The following is a 24,096-nucleotide window of genomic DNA, read 5'->3' on the forward strand; positions in this document are numbered from 1 at the left end:
CCGCAGGCCTGCTGTGGGCGAAGCACCGAGGCCCGATCGGGTCCGGGTGTCTACGCTGGGTGGTGTTGTCGGGCAGCCGCGCCGCCGGAGAGAACCGGCGGCCTTACCAGCCGAGGAATCCCGTGAGTGACACCCCATTCGGTTTCGGCCTTCCGCCGGAGGAGCCGGAAGACGGCGACGAGGGCAAGAAGAAGGACCAGCAGAGCGGTGGTGAGCAGGGACCGGCCAACCCGTTCGGCTTCGGCGGCCTGCCCGGAGCCGGGGGCTTTGGCGGCCCCGGCGCCGACAATCCGCTCGCAGCCATGTTCGGGTCCCTGAACCCCACCGACCTGGGCGCCGCGTTCCAGCAGCTGGGCCAGATGCTCTCCTACGAGGGCGGTCCGGTGAACTGGGACATGGCCAAGCAGATCGCCCGCCAGACAGTCGCCCAGGGCGCCCCGGACGGCACGAAGGACGCCAGCGTCGGCCCGGCCGAGCGCAAGGCGGTCGAGGAGGCCGTCCGCCTGGCCGACCTGTGGCTGGACGACGCCACGTCCCTGCCGTCGGGCTCGGCCTCGGCGGTGGCCTGGTCCCGCGCGGAGTGGGTGGAGGCCACCCTCCCCGCCTGGCAGGAGCTGGTCGACCCGGTCGCCGAGCGGGTCGGTGCGGCCATGGGCGACGTCCTGCCGGAGGAGATGCAGGCCATGGCGGGCCCGCTGATCGGCATGATGCGCTCGATGGGCGGCGCCATGTTCGGCACGCAGATCGGGCAGGCCGTCGGCGTGCTCGCGGGCGAGGTCGTCGGCTCCACCGACATCGGCCTGCCGCTCGGCCCCGCCCGCAAGGCCGCGCTGCTCCCGGCCAACGTGGAGGCGTTCGGCAAGGACCTCGGCGTGCCGCAGGAGGAGGTGCGGCTCTACCTGGCCCTGCGCGAGGCGGCCCACCAGCGTCTGTTCGCGCATGTGCCGTGGCTGCGCTCGCACCTGTTCGGAGCGGTCGACGGCTACGCGCGCGGGATCAAGGTCGACACGGCGAAGCTGGAGGACGTGGTCGGCCAGTTCGACCCGCAGAACCCCGAGCAGCTGCAGGACGCCCTGCAGCAGGGCATGTTCCAGCCGGAGGACACCCCGGAGCAGAAGGCCGCCCTGGCCCGTCTGGAGACCGCTCTGGCGCTCGTCGAGGGCTGGGTGGACGCGGTGGTCCACGCGGCGGCCAAGCCGCGGCTGTCCTCCGCCGACGCCCTGCGCGAGACCCTGCGCCGCCGCCGTGCGACCGGCGGCCCGGCGGAGCAGACGTTCGCCACGCTGATCGGCCTGGAGCTGCGCCCGCGCCGGCTGCGCGACGCCTCCCGTCTGTGGGCCTCGCTCACGGACGCGCGCGGGGTCGACGGCCGGGACGGCCTGTGGGCCCACCCGGACATGCTGCCGACCGCGACCGACCTGGACGACCCGGACGGCTTCGTGCACCGCGAGCAGCTGGACTTCTCCGAGCTGGACAAGATGCTCGGCGAGGCGGCCGGCGGCTCCGCCGAGAAGCCGAACCTGAAGAAGGACGACGAGAAGAGCGACGACAAGGGCGACGACACCGAGTGAGCCTGTACGACGACGCGGTCCTCGTCCTGAAGGGGTTCGAGGGCCAGGACGAGCTGCGCCAGGCCTACCTGGACCATCTGGCCGCCCACCCGGACGGCATGTGGAAGGCCTGCCACGCAGGCCATGTCACGGCGAGTGCGCTGGTGATCGACCCCGAGCGCGGCCGGGTGCTGCTGACCCTGCACAAGAAGCTGCGGATGTGGCTGCAGATGGGCGGCCACTGCGAGCCGGGCGACGTCTCGCTCGCGGCGGCGGCCCTGCGCGAGGCCACCGAGGAGTCCGGCGTCCCCGGGCTGACCCTGCTGCCCGGCGGCCCGGTGCGCCTGGACCGGCACCCGATCCCGGCGCCGTGCCACTGGCACTACGACGTCCAGTACGCGGCCCTGGCCCCGGCGGGCGCCGCCCACGCGATCAGCGACGAGTCCCTGGACCTGCGCTGGTTCGCCTACGACGAGGTGGCGGACGTGGCCGACGAGTCGGTCGTACGCCTGCTGGAGGCGACCCGCGCCAGTCTCTGAATGTGTAAGGGGCGACCGCTGGGGAGGTCGCCCCTTACGTTTGCTCGCTGGACGCTCAGTTCCAGACATTCCCCTGGTTCTGCCCGCGCGCCCCGTGCTGCCCCATGCCGAACTGGGCGGCGAGCCCCTGGCCGATCACCGCGTTCTGCGGCGGCAGCAGTTCGCTGGGCTGGACCAGCGCGAAGCCGGAGCCCATGAAGCTCAGCTCCCAGCCCTCACCGGTGTTGCCGCGGCGGCGCCACACGCCGGAGGAGTGCGTCTGGGCCTGCATCTGCACGCGCAGCCCGGTGGACCAGGCGACGATCGCGTCCGCGTCGCAGTTGACGTACTTGTCGGGCGTGACCTGCATCAGCAGCGGCGCTCCGGAGGTCATCAGGGCGACCTTGCCGCGGCCGGTGATGTTCAGCTGGTACTTCCCGGAGCCGGAGATGCCGTAGAGGCTGTCCACGGCGATGACCTCGTAGTGCAGCGAGGAGTCCATGGCGAGGACGTAGGAGCTGTCGACGGTCAGCCCGTCCTGCTCGACGTCCATGATGTGCGCGTGCTGGCCGAGGTTGGCGAGGTACACCGTGCCCTGTCCGTGACAGCGCATCAGGTCCAGGCCCTCGCCGGTGTGCGCACGCGCACGTGCCTGGCTGTTGCTGCGGTACTCGGCGTCGAACTCGACCAGGCCCTGGTAGGCGACCATGGTGCCCTTGCGGGCCAGGATGTCGTCGTGGCCCTCCAGGGTGACGCGGAGCATCTGCTTGTTCTGCAGGCTCCAGCGCTCCTGGGTCTGGACGTCGTTGTGTGCGAAAAGCGGGCTCTGCATGGCGTTCTGACTCTCCCTCAGCCCCGGATCCGGATGCGGTCGGTGCTGTCCTCGCTGGGCTGGACGACGACGATGCCCTGGCCGGAGAAGGCCATCTGGTAGGCCTCGCCGCTGCCGCGCCCGATCAGCGACTGCGCCTTGAAGCTGCGCTTGCCCTTCACCTTCAGGTTCGGCGACCAGGCGACGAGCGCGTCCGGGTCGACGTACGTCTCGTCCTCACCGCCGCCGCAGTCGACGACGATCGGCTTGCCCCGGGAGGTCAGCGCGACCCAGCCCTGCCCGGAGATCCTGGTGTTCCACAGCCCCTGGCCGGCGAACTTCGCGAGCCCCTTGACCCGCTCGACGCCCCACGTCAGATGGGCGTCGAAGGCGAGCAGATTGGTGGCGTTGACGGAGATGCCGTCGCCGTTGAGGTTGATCACGACGACGTTCGCGCCGTAGTCGGCGAGGTAGAGCAGTCCGTCACCGGTGCACTTCATCAGCGGGGCGCCCTCGCCGGTGATCCAGTCGCGGGCGATCTGGCGGACGGCCGGCGGGTTGGGCTCGTACTGGACGAAGCCTTCGTAGGCGACCATCGAGCCCACGCGCGCGAGGAGGTCGTTTCCGGTCTGCATGGCGACCTTCAGCATGTGCTCGCCGTGGTTCTCCATGCGGGCGGTGACGGGTGCGGGGGCGTAGCCCGCGAGCGGCTGGTTCATGACGGGCTCCCTCTAGACCTCGTACGGCTGGACGACGATGAAGTTGCCGGGTGCGCCCCGGAACTGGAGGTTGACGCTCTCACCGGTGTCGCCCGGGTAGGCGTTGCGGCGCATGCGGACCTGGCTGGAGACGATCACCTGGGAGGCGGCCGACCAGGCGACGACGGCGTTGCAGTCGGCGAAGGTGGTCGGCGTGACCGGCAGGACCACGGGTGTGCCGTGCGTCTTGACGACGATCGTGCCGGTGCCCTGGAACTGCATGGTGAACAGCGCGCCGCCGGGGATGCCGTGGCCCTCGATGCGGCGGACCTCGTACTGCAGGGTCTCGTCGAAGGCGAGGACGTTCTCGGCGGAGACGCAGATCGCGTCACCCTGCAGTTCGACGGGGTGCAGGTGGGTGGAGTTCTCGGCGAGGAACACCTGGCCCTGGCCGGTGCAGCGCATCAGCTGCATCTCCTGGCCGGTGGCGTTGCCGACGATCCGCCCGGCGAAACCGGCGCCCTTGTAGCTGAAGTCGACCTTGCCCTGGTAGAGCACCATGCTGCCCTGCTTGGCCAGCACGGGCTGGCCGCCGATGCCGAGGTCGACGCGGATGAGCTTCTTGTTCTGCTGCGTCCAGCGCTGCCCCGTGGGCGTCTCCTTGAACGCCTGGAGCGCGGCGGTCACCCCGGCACCGCCCTGCGGGGCGCCCTGCGGCGCTCCGTAGCCGGCGGGCTGCTGGCCGGGGAGCTGCCCGTAGGGCTGCTGGCCGTATCCGGGGGGCGCGGGCGGCTGCTGCCCATAGCCGGGTGGCGGGGTCGGGGCCTGACCGTAGCCAGGGGGCAGCGGCATGGTCGACTGCCCGGGGTGCGGACCGTGCGGGGGCGGCGGTCCCCCGAAGGGGGCGGGCGGCGGGGGCGGGGGCGGCGGAACCTGCGTCCCGCCCGGCGGTGTCATGGGCGCGACGATGGTGGGCTGGGCGTGCACGGAGGGCGCCGGGGACGGGGTGGCTCCCGGCGGGGGCGCGAAGCCCTGCGCGGCAGGCTGCGGGGCGGGGGCGGGGGCGGGGGCGCCCGGGACCGCGAACGCGGGCGGTGCCGTCGTCTGCGCGGGCGGGGCGAAGCCGGGGGCGTCACCGGGCTGCGGCTGCTGCGGGGCGGCGGGAGCCTCCTCCTCCAGCACCTCGCCGCCGAAGTTCTTCAGCAGGGCCTCCAGGCCGCCGTCGAAGCCCTGCCCGACGGCGGCGAACCGCCACACGTCCTTCAGGTAGATGTCGCCGAGCATCACGGCCCGCTCGGTGGAGAACTCCGCGCCGGTGAAGGAATACCGCGCGATCTCCTCGCCGCCGGCCACGATACGCAGATAGCCGGGCACGATCTGCGACATCTGACCGGCGCCGTCGATGGTCGCCGTGAAGGACAGCTTGTGGATGTGCGGGGGTATCCGGTCCAGCGTGACCCGGAACGACTCCGTGTCGCCCGCCTGGGCACCCAGCAGCTGGACGGACTCCTCCGGGGACTTCGGCTGGTTGAAGAAGACGAAGTACCGGTCGTCCGAGAGGCGCTCGTCGGCGTCCAGACCGAAGCAGCTGATGTCGAAGGTGAGCCCGGGAGCGGAGATCTGCACGCCTACGTACAGATCCGTGCCCGCCGTGAGGTCACTGATCCTGGCCTTGTGGCCGCGTTGGAATTCCCTGGCCATGCGTAACGACCGTCCCCCATCCCGAATGTGAGTGCGTCGCGCCAGGCTAACGGCAAAGACCGACATCACACGCAGCCGGTACACACCCGGTACACAACCGCACCGGGAGGCGGACGGACGGTGCGCGGCTCACTCCCCGCGCGCCCCCGGCACATGCGGCAGCCGGTCGGCGGCGACGACCCCTTCGAGATAGCCGCGCGCCCGCTCGGTGCGCGGGTACGCGTCCAGCAGCCGCCAGAAGTCGGGCCCGTGACCGGGAACCAGCAGATGGGCCAGCTCATGGCAGAGGACGTAGTCGATGACGTACTCGGGCATCCCCTGCAGCCGGTGCGAGAGCCGGATGCTGCCCTCGGCCGGGGTGCACGAACCCCAGCGGGTGTTCTGGTTGGTGACCCAGCGCACGGAGGCGGGCCGCGCCCGGCCGTCGAAGTACTGCGCCGACAGCCGCTCGGCACGCTCGCCCAGCTCGGCGTCGCCCAGCTTCCGCTTGCTCTCCTGGGCGGCGAGTTTGTCGAGCATGACGGTGATCCAGCGCTGTTCCTCCGCCTTCGACATCCGGGCGGGGATCAGTACGACGGTGCGATCGCCCTCGCGGTACGCGGAGACCGTCCGGCGGCGCCGGGTGCTCCTGCGGACCTCGATCGCGCTCGCCCCCGAGCCGCCGGGCGGCTGGCTCGTCGTGCTGCGCTGTGGCTTTCCGGCGCGGTGCAGTGGGTCGGCGGGCACGCCCCGACGTTACCCGCTGTACAGGGCCGAAGTCCCGGCTCCGGAACGGTTCGGTACCGATCCCCCACCATGTGTTTGATTCCTATGACTCCTCCGACCGATCCACACATCCGCTTTATGCCGCTTTTAGCGGAAGTAACCCCCTTCACCAGCAGGTTTATACGACAAACAGGCCCGGCCTGTGGATAACTCTCGGCACCGGACGGACCGGCACGGCATGCTGGCAGGCGTCGGCGGAGCACGACCGGCTCCGCGGACGACGAGAGGTGGAAATGCCTTCAACGGATACGGGGGCCCGTCATGCATCCAGTGATGAAACCCGCGCTGCGGCGCGGCTGGCGTGATCGCGACACCGTGCAGTTCGGGATGACACCGGCACACGCCCTGACGCTGGGCCCGATGGACCCGGCGACGAGCGGCTTCCTGGACCTGCTCAACGGCACGCGCGGGCTGCCGCTGCTGCGCGAGGAGGGACACCGCGCCAACCTGCCGGCCGGCCGCGTCGACACCCTGCTGGCACGGCTGACCCACGCGGGCCTGATCGACGACGCGCGCGGCGGCGGACCGGCCGCCGACGCCCTGCGCGAGAAGGAGGACGTCCTGCGGCGGCTGCGCCCCGACCTCGCCGCACTGTCCCTGACCACGGCCGAGCCGGGCGCCGCGCTCGCCCGGCTCGCCGCCCGCCGCGCGCTGCACGTGCAGGTGCGCGGCGCGGGACGGGTCGGCGCCGTGCTGGCGTCGGTGCTGTCCGGCGCCGGAGTCGGCGAGGTCGACGTGCGCGACGCGGGACGCGTCGAACCCTGGGACCTGGCCCCGGGCGGACTGGCCGCCGAGTCGCTCGGCGAGCGCCGCGAGACGGCGGCGCGAGCCGCCGTGCGCCGCGCGGCACCCGACCGCCCGCCGCGCCACGCCCACTCCCCCGGGTCCGGCGCCCGGGACACCGGGTTCTCCCTGGTGGTCCTCGCCCCCCGGGACGACGTGGCCGTGCACGCACCCGACCCGGCCGACGCCGAGCCGCTCATGACCGCCGGAACACCGCACCTGTACGCCGGCGTGGTCGAGGGCACAGGCGTCGTCGGCCCGCTCGTCCTGCCCGGCGAGTCGGGCTGCGCCCGCTGTCTGCACCTCGACCGCGGCGACCGGGACCCCGCCTGGCTCCGGCTGACCGCCCAGTGGCGGTCCCCGAAGGCCCGCCGGGTCGGCGCCTGCGATCTGACGCTGGCCACCGCGGTCGCGGGACTGGCCGCGGCGCACGCACTCGCCTTCCTCGACGGGCGGACACCGTCCGGCCTGGGCACCCGCTGGGAGGTGTCCCTGCCCGGCCTGGACTGGCGCAGCCGACCGGTCCGGCCGCATCCGGAGTGCGGGTGCGGTGCGGCGCAGAGAGGTAAGAAGGGGGAGCACTCCCCAACGGGCGGCGAACGGCGCGCGACAATGGCGGTGCAACGGCCGTCGGCGAAGCGACGACGCGAGTCAGGCGAGGCGCGGCCGACTGGGACTTGGAGGGCGCATGTCTGATCTTCCCCGGAAGGCGGTCACCCGGACCGCCAAGCTCGCCGCGCTCCCGCTCGGCTTCGCCGGCCGGGCGACCTGGGGGCTGGGCAAGCGGATCGTGGGCGAGTCCGCGGAGATCGTCGGCCGGGAACTGCAACAGCGCACGGCGGAGCAGTTGTTCAAGGTCCTCGGCGAGCTGAAGGGCGGTGCGATGAAGTTCGGGCAGGCCCTGTCCGTCTTCGAGTCGGCGCTGCCCGAGGAGATCGCCGGGCCCTACCGCGCGGCCCTGACCAAGCTCCAGGAGGCGGCGCCGCCGATGCCGACCCGCACGGTGCACGCGGTGCTTGAGGAGCGGCTGGGCCCGGACTGGCGCGATCTGTTCGAGGAGTTCGAGGACAAGCCGGCCGCCGCGGCCTCGATCGGGCAGGTGCACCGGGCCGTGTGGCACGACGGCCGTGAGGTGGCGGTCAAGGTGCAGTACCCGGGCGCCGGCGAGGCACTGCTCTCCGACCTGGGCCAACTGAGCCGCTTCGCCCGCCTGTTGGGGCCGCTGATTCCGGGCATGGACATCAAACCGCTGATCGCGGAGCTGAAGGACCGCGTCTCCGAGGAGCTGGACTACGGACTGGAGGCGCAGGCCCAGTCCGCCCACGCGGAGGAGTTCGCGGACGACCCGGACGTGGTGGTGCCGGCGGTGGTGCACCAGTGCGAGCAGGTCCTGGTGACCGAGTGGATCGACGGCATGCCGCTGTCGGAGGTGATCTCGGACGGCACCCAGGAGCAGCGCGACCGGGCCGGCCAGCTCCTGGCGCGCTTCCTCTTCTCGGGCCCGGCCCGCACCGGCCTGCTCCACGCCGACCCGCACCCGGGCAACTTCCGGCTGCTGCCCGGCGGCCCGGCCGGCGAGGACGACTGGCGCCTAGGAGTCCTCGACTTCGGCACGGTCGACCGGCTGCCCGGGGGCCTGCCCCTGCCGATCGGCACCTCCCTCCGCATGACACTGGACGGCGAAGCCGAGTCGGTCTACGACATGCTCTGCACCGAAGGTTTCGTGAAGGAGTCCATAGAGCTGGACCCCGACGCGGTCCTCGACTACCTGCTGCCGATCATCGAACCGGCCCGGGTCGAGGCGTTCACCTTCACCCGCACCTGGATGCGCAGCCAGGCGGCCCGCATCGCCGACCCCCGCTCCCCCGCCTACCAGCTGGGCAAGCGGCTGAACCTGCCGCCTGCCTATCTGCTGATCCACCGGGTGACCCTCAGCACCATCGGCGTCCTGTGCCAGCTGGGCGCCACGGTACGCCTGCGCGAGGAACTGGAGGAGTGGCTGCCGGGCTTCGTGCCCGACGAAGACCTGAGCGAGGAGGAACCGGCGGCGGAGGCCTGATCCGTGATGCCTTGAAGGCGGAGGCCTGATCCGTGGTGCCTTGGAGTTGGGGAGGGGAGGGAGGGGGGAGGGGGGGAGGGGGGGGAGGGGCCCCCAGAAAGGTCAAGGAAAGCCTCACCACCAAGCCGAGTCCAGGCGCCCCTCGATCGCCCGCAGGTTCTCCCTGGAGCAGGTGTCGCAGAAGTACTGGCGGATGCCGTTCTCCACGGAGCAGGTCCAGGTGGTCGGCGGGGCGCCGTCGGCGGGGGTGCCGCAGCGGGCGCACACGAGCACGCGGCGCTCCGGAGTGGAGCCGCCCTGATCACTTCCTCCGGGAAGACTCGTCACCCGGCGACGATAACTCCGGCGGCGGCTGATCGCCGTGCACAACGCACCGCGGGGGCCGGTCCGTTCGACCGGACCGGCCCCCGCGCAGAAGGTTCCGCCTCCCTGACGGGCCGGGAGGCCACCACTTCCTGAGGTGTGATCGTTACTGCATGACCGCCATGGCGAGCGCGCGCCGGGCGCGCAGCGAGGCCCGCTCGGCCCGGCGCTGCATCCGCTGGGCGACCGCGAGGCGCACGGCCCGGCGCTCCCGCACGGCGTAATGGAGTCGCTCGTGCATATGCGCACGAGCCAGGGCTTCTTGCATGAGTTGCATCTCCCGGGTCCGGTTCTGGCGCGCTTCGGTCGCGCCGGTGGTGGTGACGTCAGGGGTCGCGGAGCCTGCGAGCTCGCTGGTGGACGGCTTCATCGGGGCCTGCTTCTTGGGGTCGTGCGTGAGGGGGCGGTCGATCGTTCCTGCGGTGTTCATGCCGTGACCGGGTTCTTCCGCGGGCGACCACGCGGCCGCTTCCGGGCGACGACGACACCCTGGACGAACAGCTCGCCGCCCCAGACGCCCCAGGGCTCACGCCGCTCCTTGGCGCCGGCGAGGCAGGCCTCGATCAGCGGGCAGGTGCGGCAGAGGGACTTGGCGTACTCGACGTCCGCCGGCGACTCGGCGAAGAAGACCTCCGGGTCGTAGGAGCGGCAGGGGACGGGTACGCCGAGGTTCTCGATGGCGTCGTCGAGCGCGGTGAGCGCGGTGAGGGGGGTCAAGGTGGAGTCCTCCGTGAGGCCGGGCGGGGGGATCGTTTGCGAAGGCGGTACGGACGGGGCGTGCGCTTCGAGTTGCACGGTTGGTCTTCCTCGTCTGGTCGTTCCGGCCGGTTGACCGGGTGTCGGCTTGGTACCGGGTTCTTTTCTTGTCCCGAGGCCCCTTCGCTCCGTCCTCCCCGATTCGGGGAAAACAGAAGGGCCGCGGATCCCGGATGGGGTTCCGCGGCCCTGAAGGCGCCGGCCTGATCGGATCAGGCTGGATCACTCCAGGGTTCTGGCCCACGGAAGGCCCACATCAGGTGGTGCTGCGTCGTCAGCTTCCGGAATCCGGCACCGGCCGCCGCAAAGGCATAGGCCTGCGCCTGTGCCGCTACCGCTTCCAGTGCCTTGGTCGGTCGCTCATTGCGCTCACGGACGGGAAGGTCCGTGAGAGCGGGGGAGGACGCCGGACGCGCGGCACGAATGCCGGACAGACCGGTGCCCTGGGAGGAGGCGCCGAGCATGCACAGGGAGACGGCCGAGCGATCGGTCAGTTTGGCCGTGCTGATGGTGCTGGTGCTGGTGTTGATGCTGATCACTGGACTCGCCTCCTCTCGGCGTCTCTGGGACTGGGGTGAGCCAGTCCGTTCGGATATGCAAGTACATCACGGAGTTGGGGCCTTCGAGAAGGCCGCTGCTTCCGTGCCTAGAACCTATGGGGATTGCTGGGGCATGCGCAAACTATTTTTTCGACGAGTTCGTATCAGTCGCCCTCGTGGGCTTCCCCGGCCTCCTGGCCTGCGCAGATGGCCAGCACGTCGGTTCCGTAGCTGCGCAGCTTGCGGCTGAGGACACCGGGGATGCGGGAGAGTTCGGCAGGACTCCCGGGCCGCGCCTCGGCAATGGCCATCAAGGTGCGGTCGGTGAAGACGCAGAAGTCGGGCTGTCCGCTGCGCTCGGCCTGGACCGCGCGCCACTCGCGCAGCCGTTCGTAGAGCCCTTCGTCCATGTCCGACGGGCAGTCCTCACAGCGCATCAGCTTCATCTCACCCGCGTCGGTGAGCGTGCGGCCGCAGACCCGGCAGCGGGCGGGGGTGCGCTGGGCGCGCCGGGGAGCGGCGGCGCCGCCCCGGGCGGTCCCGTGCTCGACGCCTCCGCCGGCACCGGTGCCGATGCGGCCGACCGTGGCGGTAGTGCCGGGACGCAGTCCGTCGAGGAAGCGGCTCGGTCTGCGGTTCGGCCGGCCGCCCGGGGAGCGGGACAGGGCCCAGGAGAGGTGGAGCCGTTCCCGCGCGCGGGTGACGCCGACGTAGAGGAGCCGGCGCTCCTCCTCGATCTGTTCGTCGGTCCTGGCGTAGGTGATGGGCATCATGCCCTCGGCGATGCCCGCCAGGAAGACGACATCCCACTCCAGTCCCTTGGCCGCGTGCAGGGAGGCGAGGGTGACGCCCTGGACGGTCGGGGCGTGCTGGGCGTTCGCGCGCTCGTCGAGTTCCGCCACGAAGTCGCCGAGGGTGGCGCCGGGCCGGGCGGCGGCGAGGTCGTGGGCGAGGTTGACGAGAGCGGCGAGGGACTCCCAGCGCTCTCTGACGGCGCCGGAGCCGGCCGGGGGCTCGGTGGTCCAGCCTTCACCGGACAGGACGGCACGCACCTGGGAGGGCAGGTCCACGGCGTCGTCCAGCAGCGAGTCGTTGCCGCCGAAGCGGGCCGCGCCGCGCAGGGCTATGCCGGCCTTGCGCACCTCGGGGCGGTCGAAGAAACGCTCGGCGCCGCGCAGCTGGTAGGGGACACCGGCGTCGGCGAGGGCCTGCTCGTACGTCTCGGACTGGGCGTTGGTGCGGAACAGGACGGCGATCTCGGCGGCGGGGACGCCGGCGTCGATCAGCTCGCGGATGCGGCGGGCGGCTCCTTCGGCCTCGGCGGGCTCGTCGGTGTACTCGGTGTAGACGGGCTCGGGGCCGGGGGCGCGCTGCGAGACCAGTTCCAGCCGGTGGTCGGCGGCGCGGCCGCGGGCCTGGGCGAGCAGGCCGTTGGCGAGGTGGACCACCTGGGGGGTGGAGCGGTAGTCGCGGACGAGTTTGACGACGGTGGCGCCGGGGTGGCGGGCGCGGAAGTCGAGGAGGTGGTCGGGCGTCGCTCCCGTGAAGGAGTAGATGGTCTGGCTGGCGTCGCCGACGACGCACAGGTCGTCGCGGTCGCCGAGCCACAGCTCCAGCAGCCGCTGCTGCAGGGGGCTGACGTCCTGGTACTCGTCGACGACGAAGTGCTGGTACTGGGCGCGGACCTGTTCGGCGATGTCGTGCCGGTCCTGCAGGATGGCGACGGTCAGCAGCAGGACGTCCTCGAAGTCGATCACCGCGCGGTCGCGCTTGAGGTCTTCGTAGGCCGCGTAGAGGTGGGCGATCTCGGTGGGGTCGCGCGGGGTCTCGCGGCCGGTCTTCGCAGCCGCGTGCGGGTAGTCGGCGGGGATGGTCTGGGTGACCTTGGACCATTCGATCTCGGCGGTGACGTCCCGCAGCTCGCCCCGGTCGAGCCGGGTGCCCAGGCTTGCGGCCGCTTCGGCGACGAGCTGGATCTTGCGGTCGATCAGCCGGGGCATGCCGCCACCGATCGCTTTCGGCCAGAAGTACTGCAGCTGGCGCAGGGCGGCGGAGTGGAAGGTGCGGGCCTGGACGCCGTGGGCGCCGAGCTGGCGGAGCCGGCCGCGCATCTCTCCGGCGGCGCGGTTGGTGAAGGTGACGGCGAGCACGCTGGACGGCTGGAGGAGGCCGGCCCGCACTCCGTAGGCGATGCGGTGGGTGATCGCCCGGGTCTTGCCCGTGCCCGCTCCGGCCAGGACGCACACCGGGCCGCGCAGGGCGGTGGCCACCGCACGCTGCTCGGGGTCGAGCCCTTCCAGCACCGCGTCGGCCGAGTCCGGTGTCTGCGGGAAAAGGGTGGAATGCGTTGCTGCTGTCACATGGCCATGCTGCCAGGTCGTACGAGACTGCCGTGTCGGTTGTCCACAGGCGGGGACCGATAGTCGTATGAATGCGGCAGGCGTCACAGTCGCCTGTGGATACGCGGGAATGACCGGCGGCTCGCGTACGTTCCTTCCCCGGACGATTTTTCCAGCGGCCCGAGGAGCACGAGAGACATGCAGGGGACTGTGACGATGTACAGCACCACTTGGTGCGGATACTGCCGGCGGCTGAAGAGCCAGCTGGACCGGGAGGGCATCGCCTACACCGAGATCAACATCGAGCAGGACCCCGAGTCCGCGGCGTTCGTGGAGAAGGCGAATGGCGGAAACCAGACGGTCCCGACCGTTCAGGTAGTTCCCTCCACTGGTGGCACTGAGGTCGTGATGACGAACCCGAGCCTTGCCCAGGTGAAGCAGGCGCTCGGCGTCTGACCTCGTCATCTCGCACAGCGGCCCTCGCCTCTGCCTTGAGCGCGGGGGCCGCTTCGTTCGCCGGGTCTTCTACCGCCGCTTCCAGAAGCTCATCAGTTCGGCCAAGGCTCGGATGATCTCCGGTCGGTGCCCTGGCTCGGCATCCCTCAGCGCAATGACCAGAGCCGACAACATCATGACGGCCAAGAGCGCCACGAAGGCCAGCAATACATACGGCCCTGAAATGGCCAGCTCCTGCATGACGGCCCACACAGCGCCCCCTCCTCGACGGGTCTGACCGCCGTCTTCGAGAAGGGTGAGCTGACTGCCTCAACCTCAACGAAGACAGCCGGAAATCTGTCTGTAGTCGCAGCCACCCGCGAGCTGCGCCCCACGTGCCAGTGGGGTGTTCGTTGAGGTCGTGTAGGACCGACCAGTACTTCATTTGAGCGGGTGTGGCACGCCTCTCCATGGTGCCAACCGCGCAACCCTGCCCATGCCGACACGGCGGGACGCCGACTAGCACATGAGCCCAGGGTCAAACGGCTTGCACGTTACGTTACATGGGGCCCGGCTTGCACCACCAACCGTCCTGGAAACACGGCCGGGGGTCTTTCCTGTTCTGGAAAGCCGGGGATCTTGACCCTGCTGTCGGCAGGTCGGGAGCATCGAACGGGACAAGTACTGTCGACGCGAGGGGGAAGCCGTGGGCACACCGCTGCGGAAGCTGTCGGGAGACCCGGAGTGCAAGAACGGCACGTGCCCGACGCTGTGGGGTACGGACGATGGCAAGGACTACGTGGTGCAGGGTTACGTGATCACCGACCCTGAGCGGCTGGCACAGCTCGATCTCCCCATGGGAGAGGCAGCCGTCATGGTCCCGGCAGCCGTACTTGAGGAGTTCTTCCGTGCTCAGCGGTGAGGAGTTCGGCCGTCTCTTCGAGACCTTCGAGCGGACCGCGTTCCGGCTGGAGACGCTCGACGTGTATGACGTGGAGGAGGAGCGGGAGGAGATCGCTCGGTTCCTCGCGGGTGAGGACATGGGCCCGGAGTGGAGCGACAACCCATGGGTGCGCTCGATGACCGACAAGGGCAAGAGCGTGTCCCGCGTTCATGTCCTGCGCTCCCCTCTGACTGACTACCTGCGTTACGAGCTGTCGGCTTACGCCGGCAACATCAAGGCCGGGGAGTCCATCGGGATCATCGACCTTGCCGAGCAGAAGGTGACCGGCCTGCCCGATCACGACTTCTGGCTCTTCGACGACCGTGACGTGTACCGCATGCACTACGCCCCCGAGGGCAAGTTCATCGGCGGTGAACTCCTGCCTGCCGACCGGCTGAGGGAGTACCAGGGTTACCGCGACCTGGCGCTCACCCGCGCCGTGCCGTTCGCGGCCTACTGGGAGCGGCATCACTGACCACGGAGTCGATCGGGAGAGCCCTGCGGGCACTGCGGGAAGCATCGGGACTGACCGGTGACGCGGTAGCCCGCAGGGCTTCCATGTCCGCAGGGAAGCTCTCGAAGATCGAGAACGGCCGGACCCTGCCCACCGTTCAGGACGTCGACCTGATCCTGTCGGCGCTCGGCGTCTCGAACGCAGTGAAGGAACAGTTCCTCGCAACTGCCCGAGCCGAGGTCACCGAGGCCACAGCGTGGCGCCTGCTGCGCCGTATGGGCCCCTGGAAGCACCAGAACACCATCAAGGCCATCGAGGCCAACACAGCCGCTCTCAGGCTGTTTCAGGGGCAACTCATCCCCGGACTCCTCCAGACCCCGGAGTACGCCACGGCGGTGTTCTCCCTACCCCCAGCTTTGCCGGACGAGACCAGGGCTCGGACGGTGGCAGCGAGGATGGAACGGCAGGCGACGCTCTACGAAGACGGCCGGTCGTTCTACTTCGTGATCTGTGAGCACGTCCTACGGTGGCTGATCTGTGAGCCAGTCGTGATGGCGGTACAACTGATCGGCTCGTGTCCCTGTCCCGCCTTCCGAACGTGACCGTTGGGGTGGTGCCCCTGGCTGGTCGGATGCCGGACTTTCCCATGACGTGCTTCAGCATCCACGATGACCGGCTTGTGATCGTCGAGACGTTCCACTCGGAGATCACGACACGGGACCCCAGGGACATACAGACGTACGTCGACACCTTCGAGCGGTTCGCCGACGTGGCGCTCGTCGGCGATGGCATGCGCACCCTGGTTGAGAGCATCCGAGACGAGTTCTTGCCTCAACAGGAAAGAACGTAGGGCCGCTTCACTGGAGCCCCAAGGATGGATCGCAGTGAGATCCAGGCGGGGAGGCCGTACAGGATGAGCACACCGAAGACGACGATGGCGGAGCCAGTGCACCTGACAGCTCCAGCCCGGGAGCCGGACCCCGTGGCAGGCTGCCGCGAGTGCCTCGGCATCGCGGTGACCCGAACCAACGCCCGATCGGTCGGGGACTACTCAAAGGCGTCAGACGCGAACGTCGTACTCCGTACGCACCTGCGGGAAGACCACAGGGCCGAGTGATGGTGCGCTCCGTCATGCGGTACGTGAAGCACAGGATCACGCAGCACCCGGACACTGACGTGACCTTCGAAGCGGAGTGCCTTCACTGCAAGTGGATGGCCACGCCCTCGACGGATGGCGCGGCCGTCGACGTGGAGTGCATGAGCCACACAGGCCGGAGCGGGCACAAGGGCTTCCGACGGATCTGCACATCGTTCGCAATGGTGGTCCGGGACGAGTAACCGACAGACGCCCGGCGCTCTGTGGGACGGCGAGCACCACGACCGAGGTGCACCGAAAGGGGTGCCGGCGGACGCGAGTTCGAGCGACACGCGCCCCTGTGCCTGCCTGTGTCGGCTCCTCCCATGGGCAGGGGCAGGCATCTTCACGCCCGTCAGACGGCGTCAGACACCCATGCATCCCAACGGCCCCGGCTGCAACCGAGGGCCTGTCTGCGCCGCTGTGCGCCTGTCTCAGGTGGTCTCGCCCAGGTGGCGGTACAGAGTGGCTCGGGAGATCCCGAGAGCCCTGGCGATGGCGCTCACGCTCTCGCCCTTCGCCTTCCTGGCACGGGCCACGGTGAGCACGTCCTCATCGACGACGGACGGCCGTCCGCCTGTACGCCCCTGCGCCTTGGCTGCGTCGAGTCCTGCGCGGGTGCGCTCCTTGATGAGGCTGCGCTCGAACTCCGCCATGGCTCCGACCACCTGAAGCATGAGACGGCCGTCGGCTGTACCGGGGTCGATGTTGGCCAGCGCACCTGTGAGCACCTTGAACCCGATGCCCCGCTCTCGAAGGGTGTCGACCATGGTCACAAGGTCGATGAGGGACCGGGCGAAGCGGTCGAGCTTCCACACGCACACGGTGTCGCCGGGTCTGGCGTAGTCCAGTGCGGCCGTCAGTTCTGGCCGGTTGGTGTTCTTGCCCGATGCCTTGTCCTCGAAGATGCGGGCGCACCCGGCGGCCGTAAGTGCGTCGCGCTGCAACTGCGCTTCCTGGTCATCGGTGGAGACGCGGGCGTATCCGATGAGCTGACCACTGATCGTGTTCGTCGTCACGGCCGGGACTGTCTCAGAACTCGTCTCAATACGTCAAGCCTGAGACGGAAGTTTCGAGACGGGTTTTGAACAGTGCTGCGCCCCCTTCCGGGGTGCCTGACGTCTCGTCTCACAAACCTTGGTTTTCGAGACGGATCGCCATGATCGCTACTACGGCTGTTGGCCTGCCAATACCTTGGGGGTCCGTCACTTTCGGTCGGCGCCTCGCAGCACATCAATCAGGTCCATTGGATGCGTCAGCTTGTGCCTGAAGAGCCAGGAGCCGGCCAGCAACAGGGCCAGGCCGACCAGGACACCGTTGGCTTCCTCCGGCAGGTTGGCCATCGACGCCACAACCAGTGCTCCGACGCCGAACGCGCCGACACCCAGGAGCCGCAGCCACTCGTAATCGGTGGCGGCATCCACGGTGTCGACATCATCCAGGAGCTGGCCGATGCGCCCTTCCGCGTACCGCTCGGCGATGGTGAGCAACATGTCGGCCAGTTCTTGGAGGACCATGCCAATGTCGGGATCTGTGTACTGGCGAGCTTCGACCGTGCGAAGAGCCCCGATCACCTTTGCGGCGTGGGCCTTGAGAGCGTGACGCTGTCGCGCGCGTTCTGACCAGGAGTTGTATGCGCATCCGGTTCGCCAGGCATTCCGGATGACGTATTCGGCACGGCGAACAGACACTCTCGGCGTGTTCAGCGGGGAGCCTTGACCCCATGCGCGCCAGGTGCGAGCGCAGTCGGCGGCGGTGAGCAGGAGCACCACGACGGGCCTGTAGCGGGCCTCGTCATCAACGGTGGCGGGATGCCGTGCGCGACGCGGGGAACGCTGTCGACTGGAGTTCTCCGGCGGGATGTGTCGTGCCCCGTTCGTCAGGGCGATTGCGAACGGGTAGAGCGCCTTGAGCGCGAGGAGAATCGTGAGGATCAATACGAGGTAGGTCAGCGGCGTGAAGATCCCCCAGGAGGGGGCAAGGGACCAAAGATGCTGGATCGCTGACACTCCGTCCGCCAATTTGTGAATGATCCACGCGGCGGCGTCCTTCATGCCCTTGAAGAGTGCGCCCAGAGGGTCTGGCGGCGGAGCGTCTCGCGTGTAGCTGTGCCCGGAGCCGCTGGCGGCATCACGTGGAAGGCCATCGTTGTACTTCGGCGGGTTGCGGATGAAGTCGACGATCGCTTCGAGGTTCGCCGTGCAGTAGACGAGGATCAGGAGACTGAGCGCCCGGGCTGGAATGCCCCACAGGGCGGCTCGCCACCACTTCAAGGCGGCTTCCGCGATGAGGGGGCGTGCCCGCAGGCCGCTGTCCGGGAGAGTTTCGGCAATCACGGGGGCGACCTGGTTGATCATGCGGCCCATGAGCGTGTTGACGAGGTCGTCGTAGCGGGCACGTATCGCACTCCTCCTGCGGCGTAGCCAACGCCGTATCGGAATCCGCACCCGGCGCAACAGCCATCGCTGGAAGGGGACGTAGGAGAACGCGAAGAGCAGGACCGCGCAGCACAGCAGGAACAGGACGCTACGCACGAGGGCGAGGGCAGGTGGCATGGCTACAGGCACGTGGACCATCTTGCCGACGGTAACCACAGGGGCCACGCCTTTCCTCCGAGGGGCGTATCGGTCGGCGGCGAAGGGGTGGGGTATGACCCCCTCAGCCCGTCGTGGCGCACCGCCGGGTCTTACCGGCTCAAATCCTGCCACGGTTTCAGGGCCTTTCAGGCTGGCCCGTGCTCCAAGCCGGCTGCGGCGTAGCACCTGGTCAAAGGCTTGTGCTGCCTCCTTGGCGACGGCGAGGGAGTGCACAGAACGAAGCCTTACGTCCTTGCCTGTGGGGCGCGGCAGCGCCCCCCTTGGGCTTGCTCCTGTCGGCCCCTGCGGGGCCGCACTGTCGTAGAGGCTTCGGGCTGTGGCGGCCATCCGGCCGCCCATGCCGCCTACCGCTTCGCCGATGCTTGTCTCTTGGGGCGCTGCCGCGCCCCCGCTCTGCTTGCCGTGGGCAGCGAAGCCGCTTCCTTCTGTCGGCCCCTGCGGGGCCGCAACTGCGAGGGGTAACAGAAGAGAGAGCGAGCGAACCTTTCCGCAGGTCACTGCCCCTGTCGCTACACGTACGGCGTGTGTTGGCTACACCTGCGGTGTGTGGTCACCGGTCTTGATGGACGCGGCACGGTACCGGTGCGCCCTTCCCCTTCTGGAAGAGGTGAGAGGGCAGGACCAGGCAAGCGGCACCCGACCGGGGCGAGACGAGCCCAAACCTCTTGGCGCGGTTGACCGCGTTGGTCGTGCTCTGGTCGGACAGGGGCTTGCCCTCCTTGCCCAGCAGAGCGGCCAGCTTCCCAGGGTCGAAGGCTGCATGACCCTGGCGGTCAGCCCAGCCCAGCGCAGCGAAGTGCACTCGGTAGGCGAGCGGGTGCCAGGGTTCCTGCGCCATGCGCCGGTACTCGCGCTGGGAGACTCCGCCCCACGGGCGGTCATGACCGAAGCTGATGGCCACTGGTTGCGGCTCCTTCCTGTGAGGCGCACACGGGTGCGCCAGCGACCCCCGCCGGACGGCGGGACATGTGTCTCCCTTCTTCGCGGGGGTGGCCCTGCGGAAGGCACGGCGCTTCACAGGTGGACGCCCAGGCTTCGGGCCTGGACTCGGTCTCGTGCAGTCGGGAGCGACGGCGGCGACCTGGCCCGGCATCGTACAACATGCTGAAACGGGGAAGGCCCTCGTGGTCGGGGGCCTTCCTTGCTCGCTCGGCAGCATCAGACGGGAGCCGTAACCTTCTCAGCCTCGCCTGCTCCCTTGGCTTCATCTTCGGCCTTCGCTTGCTGCGCCGCGCGTTCAGCCTCGAAGTCCTCCCAGCGGCTGACGATCTCCCATTCGGCGCCCGTAAGCGTCGTGGGCTTCTCGTACGGCTTTCCGGGCAGCGATACCGGTGTGATCGGTGCGAGCACTTGAGAAGCCTTCACGGGGGTGTCCCACCACGAGACGCCCTGCTGCCGGATGTTCTCGATGAGGTCGCCGGGATCGATGGCAAGGGCGTCGGGCCGGAAGTGCGCCTTCACCCTGTGCTTCTTCAGAAACTCCCGCCGCTCGTCGACGCTCGACCGCACCCACCACTCCGCGTAGCTCTCGCCCGTACCGGTCCACACGGTCACCGGCTTCGGCCCCTCCTGGCTGGTGACCTTCTCTCGGTCCTGGGCAAGGCCGGCGACTTGTGAGGCGTACGCGACGGCGCTGATCTCGTCCTGCTGGAGTTCCTTCAGGAGCTGGTTCATCTTGCCGTCGATGACGGCGAGCTTCGCCGCACGGCTGTCGTCGATGGTCGTCTTCGACTCCATCCGTTCCAGGTGGCCGATCTCTCCCAACAGAGCCGACTCCAGCCAGGGGTACAAGTCCTCTGCCCAGAACCTCTGCCTCGGGCATGCCTGAATGCCCTTGCTCTTGTTTCCGTGGCAGCGGTACCGCTCCCGCTTGCCCTTGGCCGGGTCGCCCTTCACGAAGTACAGGGAGCTGCCACACAGCATGCAGAACGTCACACCCACCGTCGGCGACGTAGAGCCCTTCTGCTTCTTGTACTTGACCGACGCGACGGCTTCCGACAGCTTCGCCCACTCCTCCTCGTTCAGCACCGGCTCAGACCGCATGACGGGAGTGCCGTCGTCATTGCGGACCACGGCGCCATTCGCGCGTACGTACTCCCCGAGCAGAGACCGGCTGACCAGTACGGCTTGCACTGTGGTCGGCGTCCATCTGGCGCCCCGAGGCTTCGGGTCCGCCAGCCGAGTCGTGCTCTCGCCTGCCGCCGCGCGGATACGAGCGATGTCCTGAGCCGTGGGTACGCCTTGCTCGTTCAGCCAGTCGGCGACGGCCGAGAAGCTCGGCTTCTCGATGAAGCGCCGGATCATCTCGATCAGCGTCGGGCCGTACTCGGGGTCGAGTTCCAGGGTGAAGCCTGCGTCGCCCTTCACCGCTCTGCGTCCGAAGGGGACAAGGCCACCCGGCCAGCGGCCGGTCTTCCGCATGGTCTCCCGGGAAGCCTTGTTGCGGGCCTTGATGGCGTCCAGTTCGGCCTCAGCGACCACAGCCAGGATCTTGGCGATCGTCTTGCCCCACGGCTTCGAGAGGTCGAATCCCTCCTCGCAGGAGATGAGGCCCTTACCGTTCGCCTCGCACCACTCGATGATGTCTGAGAGATGGCGGACCGACCGCGCAATGCGGTCGATTTTCAGGATGATGATGTGATCGAACTGGTCCTTCTTGTTGTTGAGCCAGTCCCCCAGGGACGGACGCACCCACGGCGAGATGGACGCCGACACGTCGATGTCGACCGCAAAGTCGACCAGCTCCATTTCCTCCGCGTCGGCCCGCTTGCTGATGCGGGTCCGCTGCGTTTCCTCGCCGGTCTGGTTCTCGTTGCCTACAGACAGACGGACCACGCCAAGCGCCCTGGGCTTGTCGCTCACCCTCGCCCCTCCCCAAGACAGGGGCGGCCCTCCCTGGCCGCCACAAGTAAGGAGGGAAGTCTACAGACCGTGCCGACCGTTCTCTTCGCGGACGGCACGACGCTCACGAACCCGTCGCTGGCCCAGGTGAAGCAGAAGATCGCGGCGTGACGGTCCGCGGGATTCCCGCGGTGACGGCAGCAGGGCGGCCCCTGATGGGATCAGGGGCCGCCCTGCTGGTTCCCGGACGAGGCCGGGCTCAGACGAAGCTGCGCATCGGCAGCGGCTTGCCGTACCAGGTCTCGATCAGGCGGGCCGCGATGGAGATGCCGTAGGGCGGCAGCACCTCGCCGGACTCGAAGGCCTGGTGGAGTTCCTCGCGGGAGAACCAGCGGGCCTCGTGGATCTCGTCGCCGTCGACGTTGATCTCGGTGGAGGTGGCGCGGGCGACGAAGCCGAGCATCAGGCTGGACGGGAACGGCCAGGGCTGGCTGGCCACGTACTCCACGGGACCGACGGTCACGCCGACCTCCTCGGACACCTCGCGGCGCACCGCCTGCTCGATGGACTCGCCGGGTTCGACGAAGCCGGCGAGTGTCGAGAAGCGGCCCTCGGGCCAGTGGACCTGGCGGCCGAGCAGGATGCGGTCGTCTGCGTCGGTGACGGCCATGATCACGGCCGGGTCGGTGCGCGGGTAGTGCTCGGCGCCGCAGGCGGGGCAGCGCCGGATGTGACCGGCGGCGGCGATGACCGTGCGTTCGCCGCAGCGGGAGCAGAAGCGGTGGGTGCGCTGCCAGTTCTCCAGGCCGACGGCGTGCACCATGAGCCCGGCGTCGCGCGGCGAGAGGAGCAGGCCCGCCTCCCGCAGCCCGGCGGGGCGTGCGGACTGGTCGATACGGCCGGGCAGCGCGTCCTTCTGGAGCGCGAAGTAGCTGACGCCGTCCTCGTCGATGCCGAGGAAGTAGCGGTGCGCTTCGGTGAGCGGGGCCTCGAAGGACGGGGTCATGACGAGTTCGGTCCGGCCGTCCGGTGTCTCGTCGATGAGTACCTGGCCGCCGGAGACCACGAAGCAGCGGGTCGTGGGGTGGCTCCACGCCGCCGCGAGCCAGGCCTCGTCGAGCCGGTGGTGGGCGGCGCGGTCGATGCCGCTCGGGGCGGTCAGCGAGATGGGTCGGTCGGCTGTGTCGTCGGTGCAGGTGGTCACGGGTGCTTCCAACTCCCCCAGGGCAGCGGTTCGTTCGGCGGGCGGTTCGGCGGGACGTACGGCGGGAGGGCACCGGGCCGGGCGCGGGCGGGTCGGCGGGGCGGTTCCTCCAGTGTGCCCCGCCCGTGGTGCCCGCCCGTGCGGCGTCGGCCGGTCAGGGCGTGGGGCGCCAGTGCTCGGCCAGGTCATCCCAGAGGTAGGCGCTGGTCTCGACGCCCTTGAGGAGGAGGTCCAGCTCGACCCTTTCGTTCGGGGCGTGCCAGCCGTCGGAGGGGACGGAGATGCCCAGGAAGAGCACGGGGGCGCCGAGCACCTCCTGGAGGTCGGCGGCGGGTCCCGAGCCGCCCTCCCGGGTGAAGCGGACCGGCTTCTCGAAGGCGCGGCCCATGGCGCGGACCACGGACTGCAGTGCGGGGTGGCCGAGCGGGGTCAGGCACGGGCGGGTGGCCGGGCCGAAGCTGATCTCGTGCCGGATCCCGGCGGGCACCTGTGCCGCGGCCCAGGTGCGGACGGCCTTCTCAAGGTGGTCGGGGTCCTGGCCCGCGACCAGCCGGAAGGAGAGCTTGACCATGGCCGAGGACGGGATGACCGTCTTGCTGCCGGGGCCCTGGTAGCCGCCGCCGATGCCGTTGACCTCGGCGGTCGGGCGGGCCCAGATGCGTTCGAGGGTGCTGTATCCGGCTTCGCCGTGGGTGGCGCGGGACTTGGCGGTGTCCAGCCAGCGCTGCTCGTCGAAGGGCAGCTCGGCGAACAGCTCGCGCTCGCGGTCGGTCAGCTCGACGATGCCGTCGTAGAAGCCGGGGACGGCCACGCGCGCGTGCTCGTCGTGCAGGGCGGCGACCAGGCGGGCGGCGGCGGTGGCCGGGTTGGGTACGGCGCCGCCGAAGGAGCCGGAGTGGATGTCCTGGTCGGGGCCGTGGAGCCGGATCTCGCACTCGGCGAGGCCGCGCATGCCGGTGCACACGGTCGGGGTGTCCTCGGACCACATTCCGGTGTCGGAGACGATCACGGCGTCGGCAGCGAGCCGGCCCGCGTGCTCCTCGACCAGGGCCCGGAAGTGCGGGGAGCCGGACTCCTCCTCGCCCTCGATCAGCAGCTTGAGGTTGACGGCGGGGGCGGTGCGGCCGGTGGCGGCGAGGTGGGCGCGGACGCCGAGTGTGTGGAAGAACACCTGGCCCTTGTCGTCGGCGGCACCGCGCGCGTAGAGCCGGTTTCCGCGGACGACCGGCTCGAAGGGGTCGCTGTTCCAGCCGTCCTCGCGGGCGGCGGGCTGTACGTCGTGGTGGCCGTAGACGAGGACGGTGGGCGCCTCGGGGTCGCCGGAGGGCCACTCGGCGAAGACGGCCGGGGCACCCGGGGTCGGCCAGACCTCGGCGGTCGGGAAGCCGGTCTCCTTGAGCTTGGCGGCGAGCCAGTCGGCGCTGCGGCGTACGTCGGGCGCGTGGTCGGGCTGGGCCGACACGGACGGGATGCGCAGCCATGCGGCGAGGTCGTCGAGGAAGGCGGCGCGGTGCTGCTCGATGTACGTGCGGACGGCGCTGTCCGGGGTCTGGCTCATGCTCACGAGCCTATCGGCCCGCACCGGCATCCTCGGCGGGCGGTTCG

The 24,096-nt window shown here is 69.8% G+C and carries 24 protein-coding genes and 2 pseudogenes; 10 read left to right on the plus strand and 16 right to left on the minus strand.

Annotated elements, in window-relative coordinates:
- Positions 1 to 122 precede the first annotated feature (122 nt).
- Together ABT171_RS00675 and ABT171_RS00680 are read left to right on the plus strand one after the other, a co-directional pair.
- Positions 123 to 1,571 carry a zinc-dependent metalloprotease gene (locus tag ABT171_RS00675; protein WP_351238242.1) on the plus strand — a complete coding sequence of 483 codons (1,449 nt, stop codon included), beginning with the start codon at positions 123 to 125 and terminating at the stop codon, positions 1,569 to 1,571.
- Complete coding sequence (locus tag ABT171_RS00680; RefSeq protein WP_351238244.1) at positions 1,568 to 2,089, plus strand: NUDIX hydrolase; 522 nt, start codon at positions 1,568 to 1,570, stop codon at positions 2,087 to 2,089. The genes ABT171_RS00675 and ABT171_RS00680 overlap by 4 nt, the downstream gene beginning before the upstream one ends.
- Positions 2,090 to 2,144: 55 nt before the next feature.
- Here the strand turns inward: ABT171_RS00680 and ABT171_RS00685 are convergent, their stop codons facing one another.
- The 4 genes from ABT171_RS00685 to ABT171_RS00700 form a co-directional block, all read right to left on the minus strand.
- The gene (locus tag ABT171_RS00685) at positions 2,145 to 2,900 is read right to left on the minus strand and encodes an AIM24 family protein (RefSeq protein WP_351238246.1); all 756 of its coding nucleotides are present in this window, start codon (positions 2,898 to 2,900) and stop codon (positions 2,145 to 2,147) included.
- A gap of 17 nt (positions 2,901 to 2,917) precedes the next feature.
- Complete coding sequence (locus ABT171_RS00690; RefSeq protein WP_351238248.1) at positions 2,918 to 3,598, minus strand: AIM24 family protein; 681 nt, start codon at positions 3,596 to 3,598, stop codon at positions 2,918 to 2,920.
- A 12-nt stretch (positions 3,599 to 3,610) separates the two neighbouring features.
- Positions 3,611 to 5,278, minus strand: coding sequence for a TerD family protein (locus ABT171_RS00695; protein ID WP_351238250.1), 1,668 nt, complete (start codon positions 5,276 to 5,278; stop codon positions 3,611 to 3,613).
- A 129-nt stretch (positions 5,279 to 5,407) separates the two neighbouring features.
- The gene (locus tag ABT171_RS00700) at positions 5,408 to 6,004 is read right to left on the minus strand and encodes a M48 metallopeptidase family protein (RefSeq protein ID WP_351238252.1); all 597 of its coding nucleotides are present in this window, start codon (positions 6,002 to 6,004) and stop codon (positions 5,408 to 5,410) included.
- A 300-nt stretch (positions 6,005 to 6,304) separates the two neighbouring features.
- Here ABT171_RS00700 and ABT171_RS00705 point away from each other — a divergent pair, with 300 nt between their 5' ends.
- Both ABT171_RS00705 and ABT171_RS00710 read left to right on the plus strand, forming a co-directional pair.
- On the plus strand, positions 6,305 to 7,522 hold the full coding sequence (locus ABT171_RS00705) for a TOMM precursor leader peptide-binding protein (protein ID WP_351238254.1): 1,218 nt from the start codon (positions 6,305 to 6,307) through the stop codon (positions 7,520 to 7,522).
- A complete protein-coding gene (locus tag ABT171_RS00710; protein WP_351238256.1) occupies positions 7,515 to 8,885 on the plus strand; it encodes an ABC1 kinase family protein in 1,371 nt (456 codons plus the stop codon). The genes ABT171_RS00705 and ABT171_RS00710 overlap by 8 nt, the downstream gene beginning before the upstream one ends.
- A gap of 114 nt (positions 8,886 to 8,999) precedes the next feature.
- Here the strand turns inward: ABT171_RS00710 and ABT171_RS00715 are convergent, their stop codons facing one another.
- The 5 genes from ABT171_RS00715 to ABT171_RS00735 all read right to left on the minus strand — a co-directional run bounded on the left by ABT171_RS00715 (position 9,000) and on the right by ABT171_RS00735 (position 12,903).
- Positions 9,000 to 9,212 (minus strand): hypothetical protein, encoded by a 213-nt coding sequence (locus tag ABT171_RS00715; protein WP_351238258.1) that lies wholly within the window; start codon positions 9,210 to 9,212, stop codon positions 9,000 to 9,002.
- A 142-nt stretch (positions 9,213 to 9,354) separates the two neighbouring features.
- The gene (locus ABT171_RS00720; protein WP_351238260.1) at positions 9,355 to 9,678 is read right to left on the minus strand and encodes a putative WhiB-interacting protein; all 324 of its coding nucleotides are present in this window, start codon (positions 9,676 to 9,678) and stop codon (positions 9,355 to 9,357) included.
- Positions 9,675 to 10,043: a WhiB family transcriptional regulator gene (locus ABT171_RS00725; protein WP_023546912.1), complete on the minus strand. Its 369-nt coding sequence runs from the start codon at positions 10,041 to 10,043 to the stop codon at positions 9,675 to 9,677. Before ABT171_RS00725 ends, ABT171_RS00720 begins: the two co-directional genes overlap by 4 nt.
- Positions 10,044 to 10,216: 173 nt before the next feature.
- The gene (locus tag ABT171_RS00730; protein ID WP_351238262.1) at positions 10,217 to 10,543 is read right to left on the minus strand and encodes a hypothetical protein; all 327 of its coding nucleotides are present in this window, start codon (positions 10,541 to 10,543) and stop codon (positions 10,217 to 10,219) included.
- Between the two features lie 164 nt (positions 10,544 to 10,707).
- Entirely contained in the window at positions 10,708 to 12,903 is a 2,196-nt protein-coding gene (locus ABT171_RS00735; RefSeq protein ID WP_351238264.1) for an ATP-dependent DNA helicase UvrD2, read from the minus strand.
- A 177-nt stretch (positions 12,904 to 13,080) separates the two neighbouring features.
- Here ABT171_RS00735 and ABT171_RS00740 point away from each other — a divergent pair, with 177 nt between their 5' ends.
- The gene (locus ABT171_RS00740) at positions 13,081 to 13,338 is read left to right on the plus strand and encodes a mycoredoxin (protein WP_351238267.1); all 258 of its coding nucleotides are present in this window, start codon (positions 13,081 to 13,083) and stop codon (positions 13,336 to 13,338) included.
- A gap of 69 nt (positions 13,339 to 13,407) precedes the next feature.
- On the opposite strand, the gene ABT171_RS00745 is transcribed toward ABT171_RS00740, so the two are convergent.
- Positions 13,408 to 13,578 (minus strand): hypothetical protein, encoded by a 171-nt coding sequence (locus ABT171_RS00745; protein ID WP_351238269.1) that lies wholly within the window; start codon positions 13,576 to 13,578, stop codon positions 13,408 to 13,410.
- A gap of 445 nt (positions 13,579 to 14,023) precedes the next feature.
- Between ABT171_RS00745 and ABT171_RS00750 the strand changes: the two genes are divergently transcribed.
- From ABT171_RS00750 to ABT171_RS41835, 4 genes and pseudogenes are all read left to right on the plus strand, one after another.
- Positions 14,024 to 14,239 (plus strand): hypothetical protein, encoded by a 216-nt coding sequence (locus ABT171_RS00750; protein ID WP_351238271.1) that lies wholly within the window; start codon positions 14,024 to 14,026, stop codon positions 14,237 to 14,239.
- Complete coding sequence (locus ABT171_RS00755; protein ID WP_351238273.1) at positions 14,226 to 14,735, plus strand: DUF6879 family protein; 510 nt, start codon at positions 14,226 to 14,228, stop codon at positions 14,733 to 14,735. The genes ABT171_RS00750 and ABT171_RS00755 overlap by 14 nt, the downstream gene beginning before the upstream one ends.
- Positions 14,736 to 14,785: 50 nt before the next feature.
- Positions 14,786 to 15,564: pseudogene (locus ABT171_RS00760) on the plus strand (helix-turn-helix domain-containing protein).
- A 281-nt stretch (positions 15,565 to 15,845) separates the two neighbouring features.
- Entirely contained in the window at positions 15,846 to 16,052 is a 207-nt protein-coding gene (locus ABT171_RS41835; RefSeq protein ID WP_503072527.1) for a DUF7848 domain-containing protein, read from the plus strand.
- A 231-nt stretch (positions 16,053 to 16,283) separates the two neighbouring features.
- Here ABT171_RS41835 and ABT171_RS00765 read toward each other — a convergent pair whose 3' ends face one another.
- From ABT171_RS00765 to ABT171_RS00780, 4 genes are all read right to left on the minus strand, one after another.
- Positions 16,284 to 16,868, minus strand: coding sequence for a recombinase family protein (locus tag ABT171_RS00765; protein WP_351238275.1), 585 nt, complete (start codon positions 16,866 to 16,868; stop codon positions 16,284 to 16,286).
- Positions 16,869 to 17,054: 186 nt separating this feature from the next.
- Positions 17,055 to 18,383 (minus strand): hypothetical protein, encoded by a 1,329-nt coding sequence (locus ABT171_RS00770; protein ID WP_351238277.1) that lies wholly within the window; start codon positions 18,381 to 18,383, stop codon positions 17,055 to 17,057.
- Positions 18,384 to 18,996: 613 nt separating this feature from the next.
- A complete protein-coding gene (locus ABT171_RS00775; protein ID WP_351238279.1) occupies positions 18,997 to 19,347 on the minus strand; it encodes a hypothetical protein in 351 nt (116 codons plus the stop codon).
- A gap of 257 nt (positions 19,348 to 19,604) precedes the next feature.
- Complete coding sequence (locus ABT171_RS00780; protein WP_351238281.1) at positions 19,605 to 21,308, minus strand: recombinase family protein; 1,704 nt, start codon at positions 21,306 to 21,308, stop codon at positions 19,605 to 19,607.
- 54 nt (positions 21,309 to 21,362) lie between these two features.
- Between ABT171_RS00780 and ABT171_RS00785 the strand changes: the two are divergent.
- A pseudogene (locus ABT171_RS00785) lies at positions 21,363 to 21,458 on the plus strand (thioredoxin domain-containing protein); the annotation flags it as partial.
- A gap of 88 nt (positions 21,459 to 21,546) precedes the next feature.
- On the opposite strand, the gene nudC reads toward ABT171_RS00785, so the two are convergent.
- Both nudC and ABT171_RS00795 read right to left on the minus strand, forming a co-directional pair.
- Complete coding sequence (gene nudC / locus ABT171_RS00790) at positions 21,547 to 22,491, minus strand: NAD(+) diphosphatase (RefSeq protein ID WP_351238283.1); 945 nt, start codon at positions 22,489 to 22,491, stop codon at positions 21,547 to 21,549.
- A 154-nt stretch (positions 22,492 to 22,645) separates the two neighbouring features.
- Positions 22,646 to 24,049: a dipeptidase gene (locus ABT171_RS00795; RefSeq protein WP_351238285.1), complete on the minus strand. Its 1,404-nt coding sequence runs from the start codon at positions 24,047 to 24,049 to the stop codon at positions 22,646 to 22,648.
- Positions 24,050 to 24,096: the final 47 nt, after the last annotated feature.

The organism is Streptomyces sp. NPDC001851, from assembly GCF_040297165.1.
Classification (GTDB): Bacteria; Actinomycetota; Actinomycetes; order Streptomycetales; family Streptomycetaceae; genus Streptomyces.

Coding starts and splice junctions, on each gene's coding strand:
- ABT171_RS00690 (WP_351238248.1), bottom strand. CDS start 3,598: ATGAACCAGCCGCTCGCGGGCTACGCCCCCGCACCCGTCACCGCCCGC.
- ABT171_RS00695 (WP_351238250.1), bottom strand. CDS start 5,278: ATGGCCAGGGAATTCCAACGCGGCCACAAGGCCAGGATCAGTGACCTC.
- ABT171_RS00720 (WP_351238260.1), bottom strand. CDS start 9,678: ATGAACACCGCAGGAACGATCGACCGCCCCCTCACGCACGACCCCAAG.
- ABT171_RS00740 (WP_351238267.1), top strand. CDS start 13,081: ATGCAGGGGACTGTGACGATGTACAGCACCACTTGGTGCGGATACTGC.
- ABT171_RS41835 (WP_503072527.1), top strand. CDS start 15,846: ATGCGGTACGTGAAGCACAGGATCACGCAGCACCCGGACACTGACGTG.
- ABT171_RS00795 (WP_351238285.1), bottom strand. CDS start 24,049: ATGAGCCAGACCCCGGACAGCGCCGTCCGCACGTACATCGAGCAGCAC.
- ABT171_RS00705 (WP_351238254.1), top strand. CDS start 6,305: ATGCATCCAGTGATGAAACCCGCGCTGCGGCGCGGCTGGCGTGATCGC.
- ABT171_RS00710 (WP_351238256.1), top strand. CDS start 7,515: ATGTCTGATCTTCCCCGGAAGGCGGTCACCCGGACCGCCAAGCTCGCC.
- ABT171_RS00745 (WP_351238269.1), bottom strand. CDS start 13,578: ATGCAGGAGCTGGCCATTTCAGGGCCGTATGTATTGCTGGCCTTCGTG.
- ABT171_RS00685 (WP_351238246.1), bottom strand. CDS start 2,900: ATGCAGAGCCCGCTTTTCGCACACAACGACGTCCAGACCCAGGAGCGC.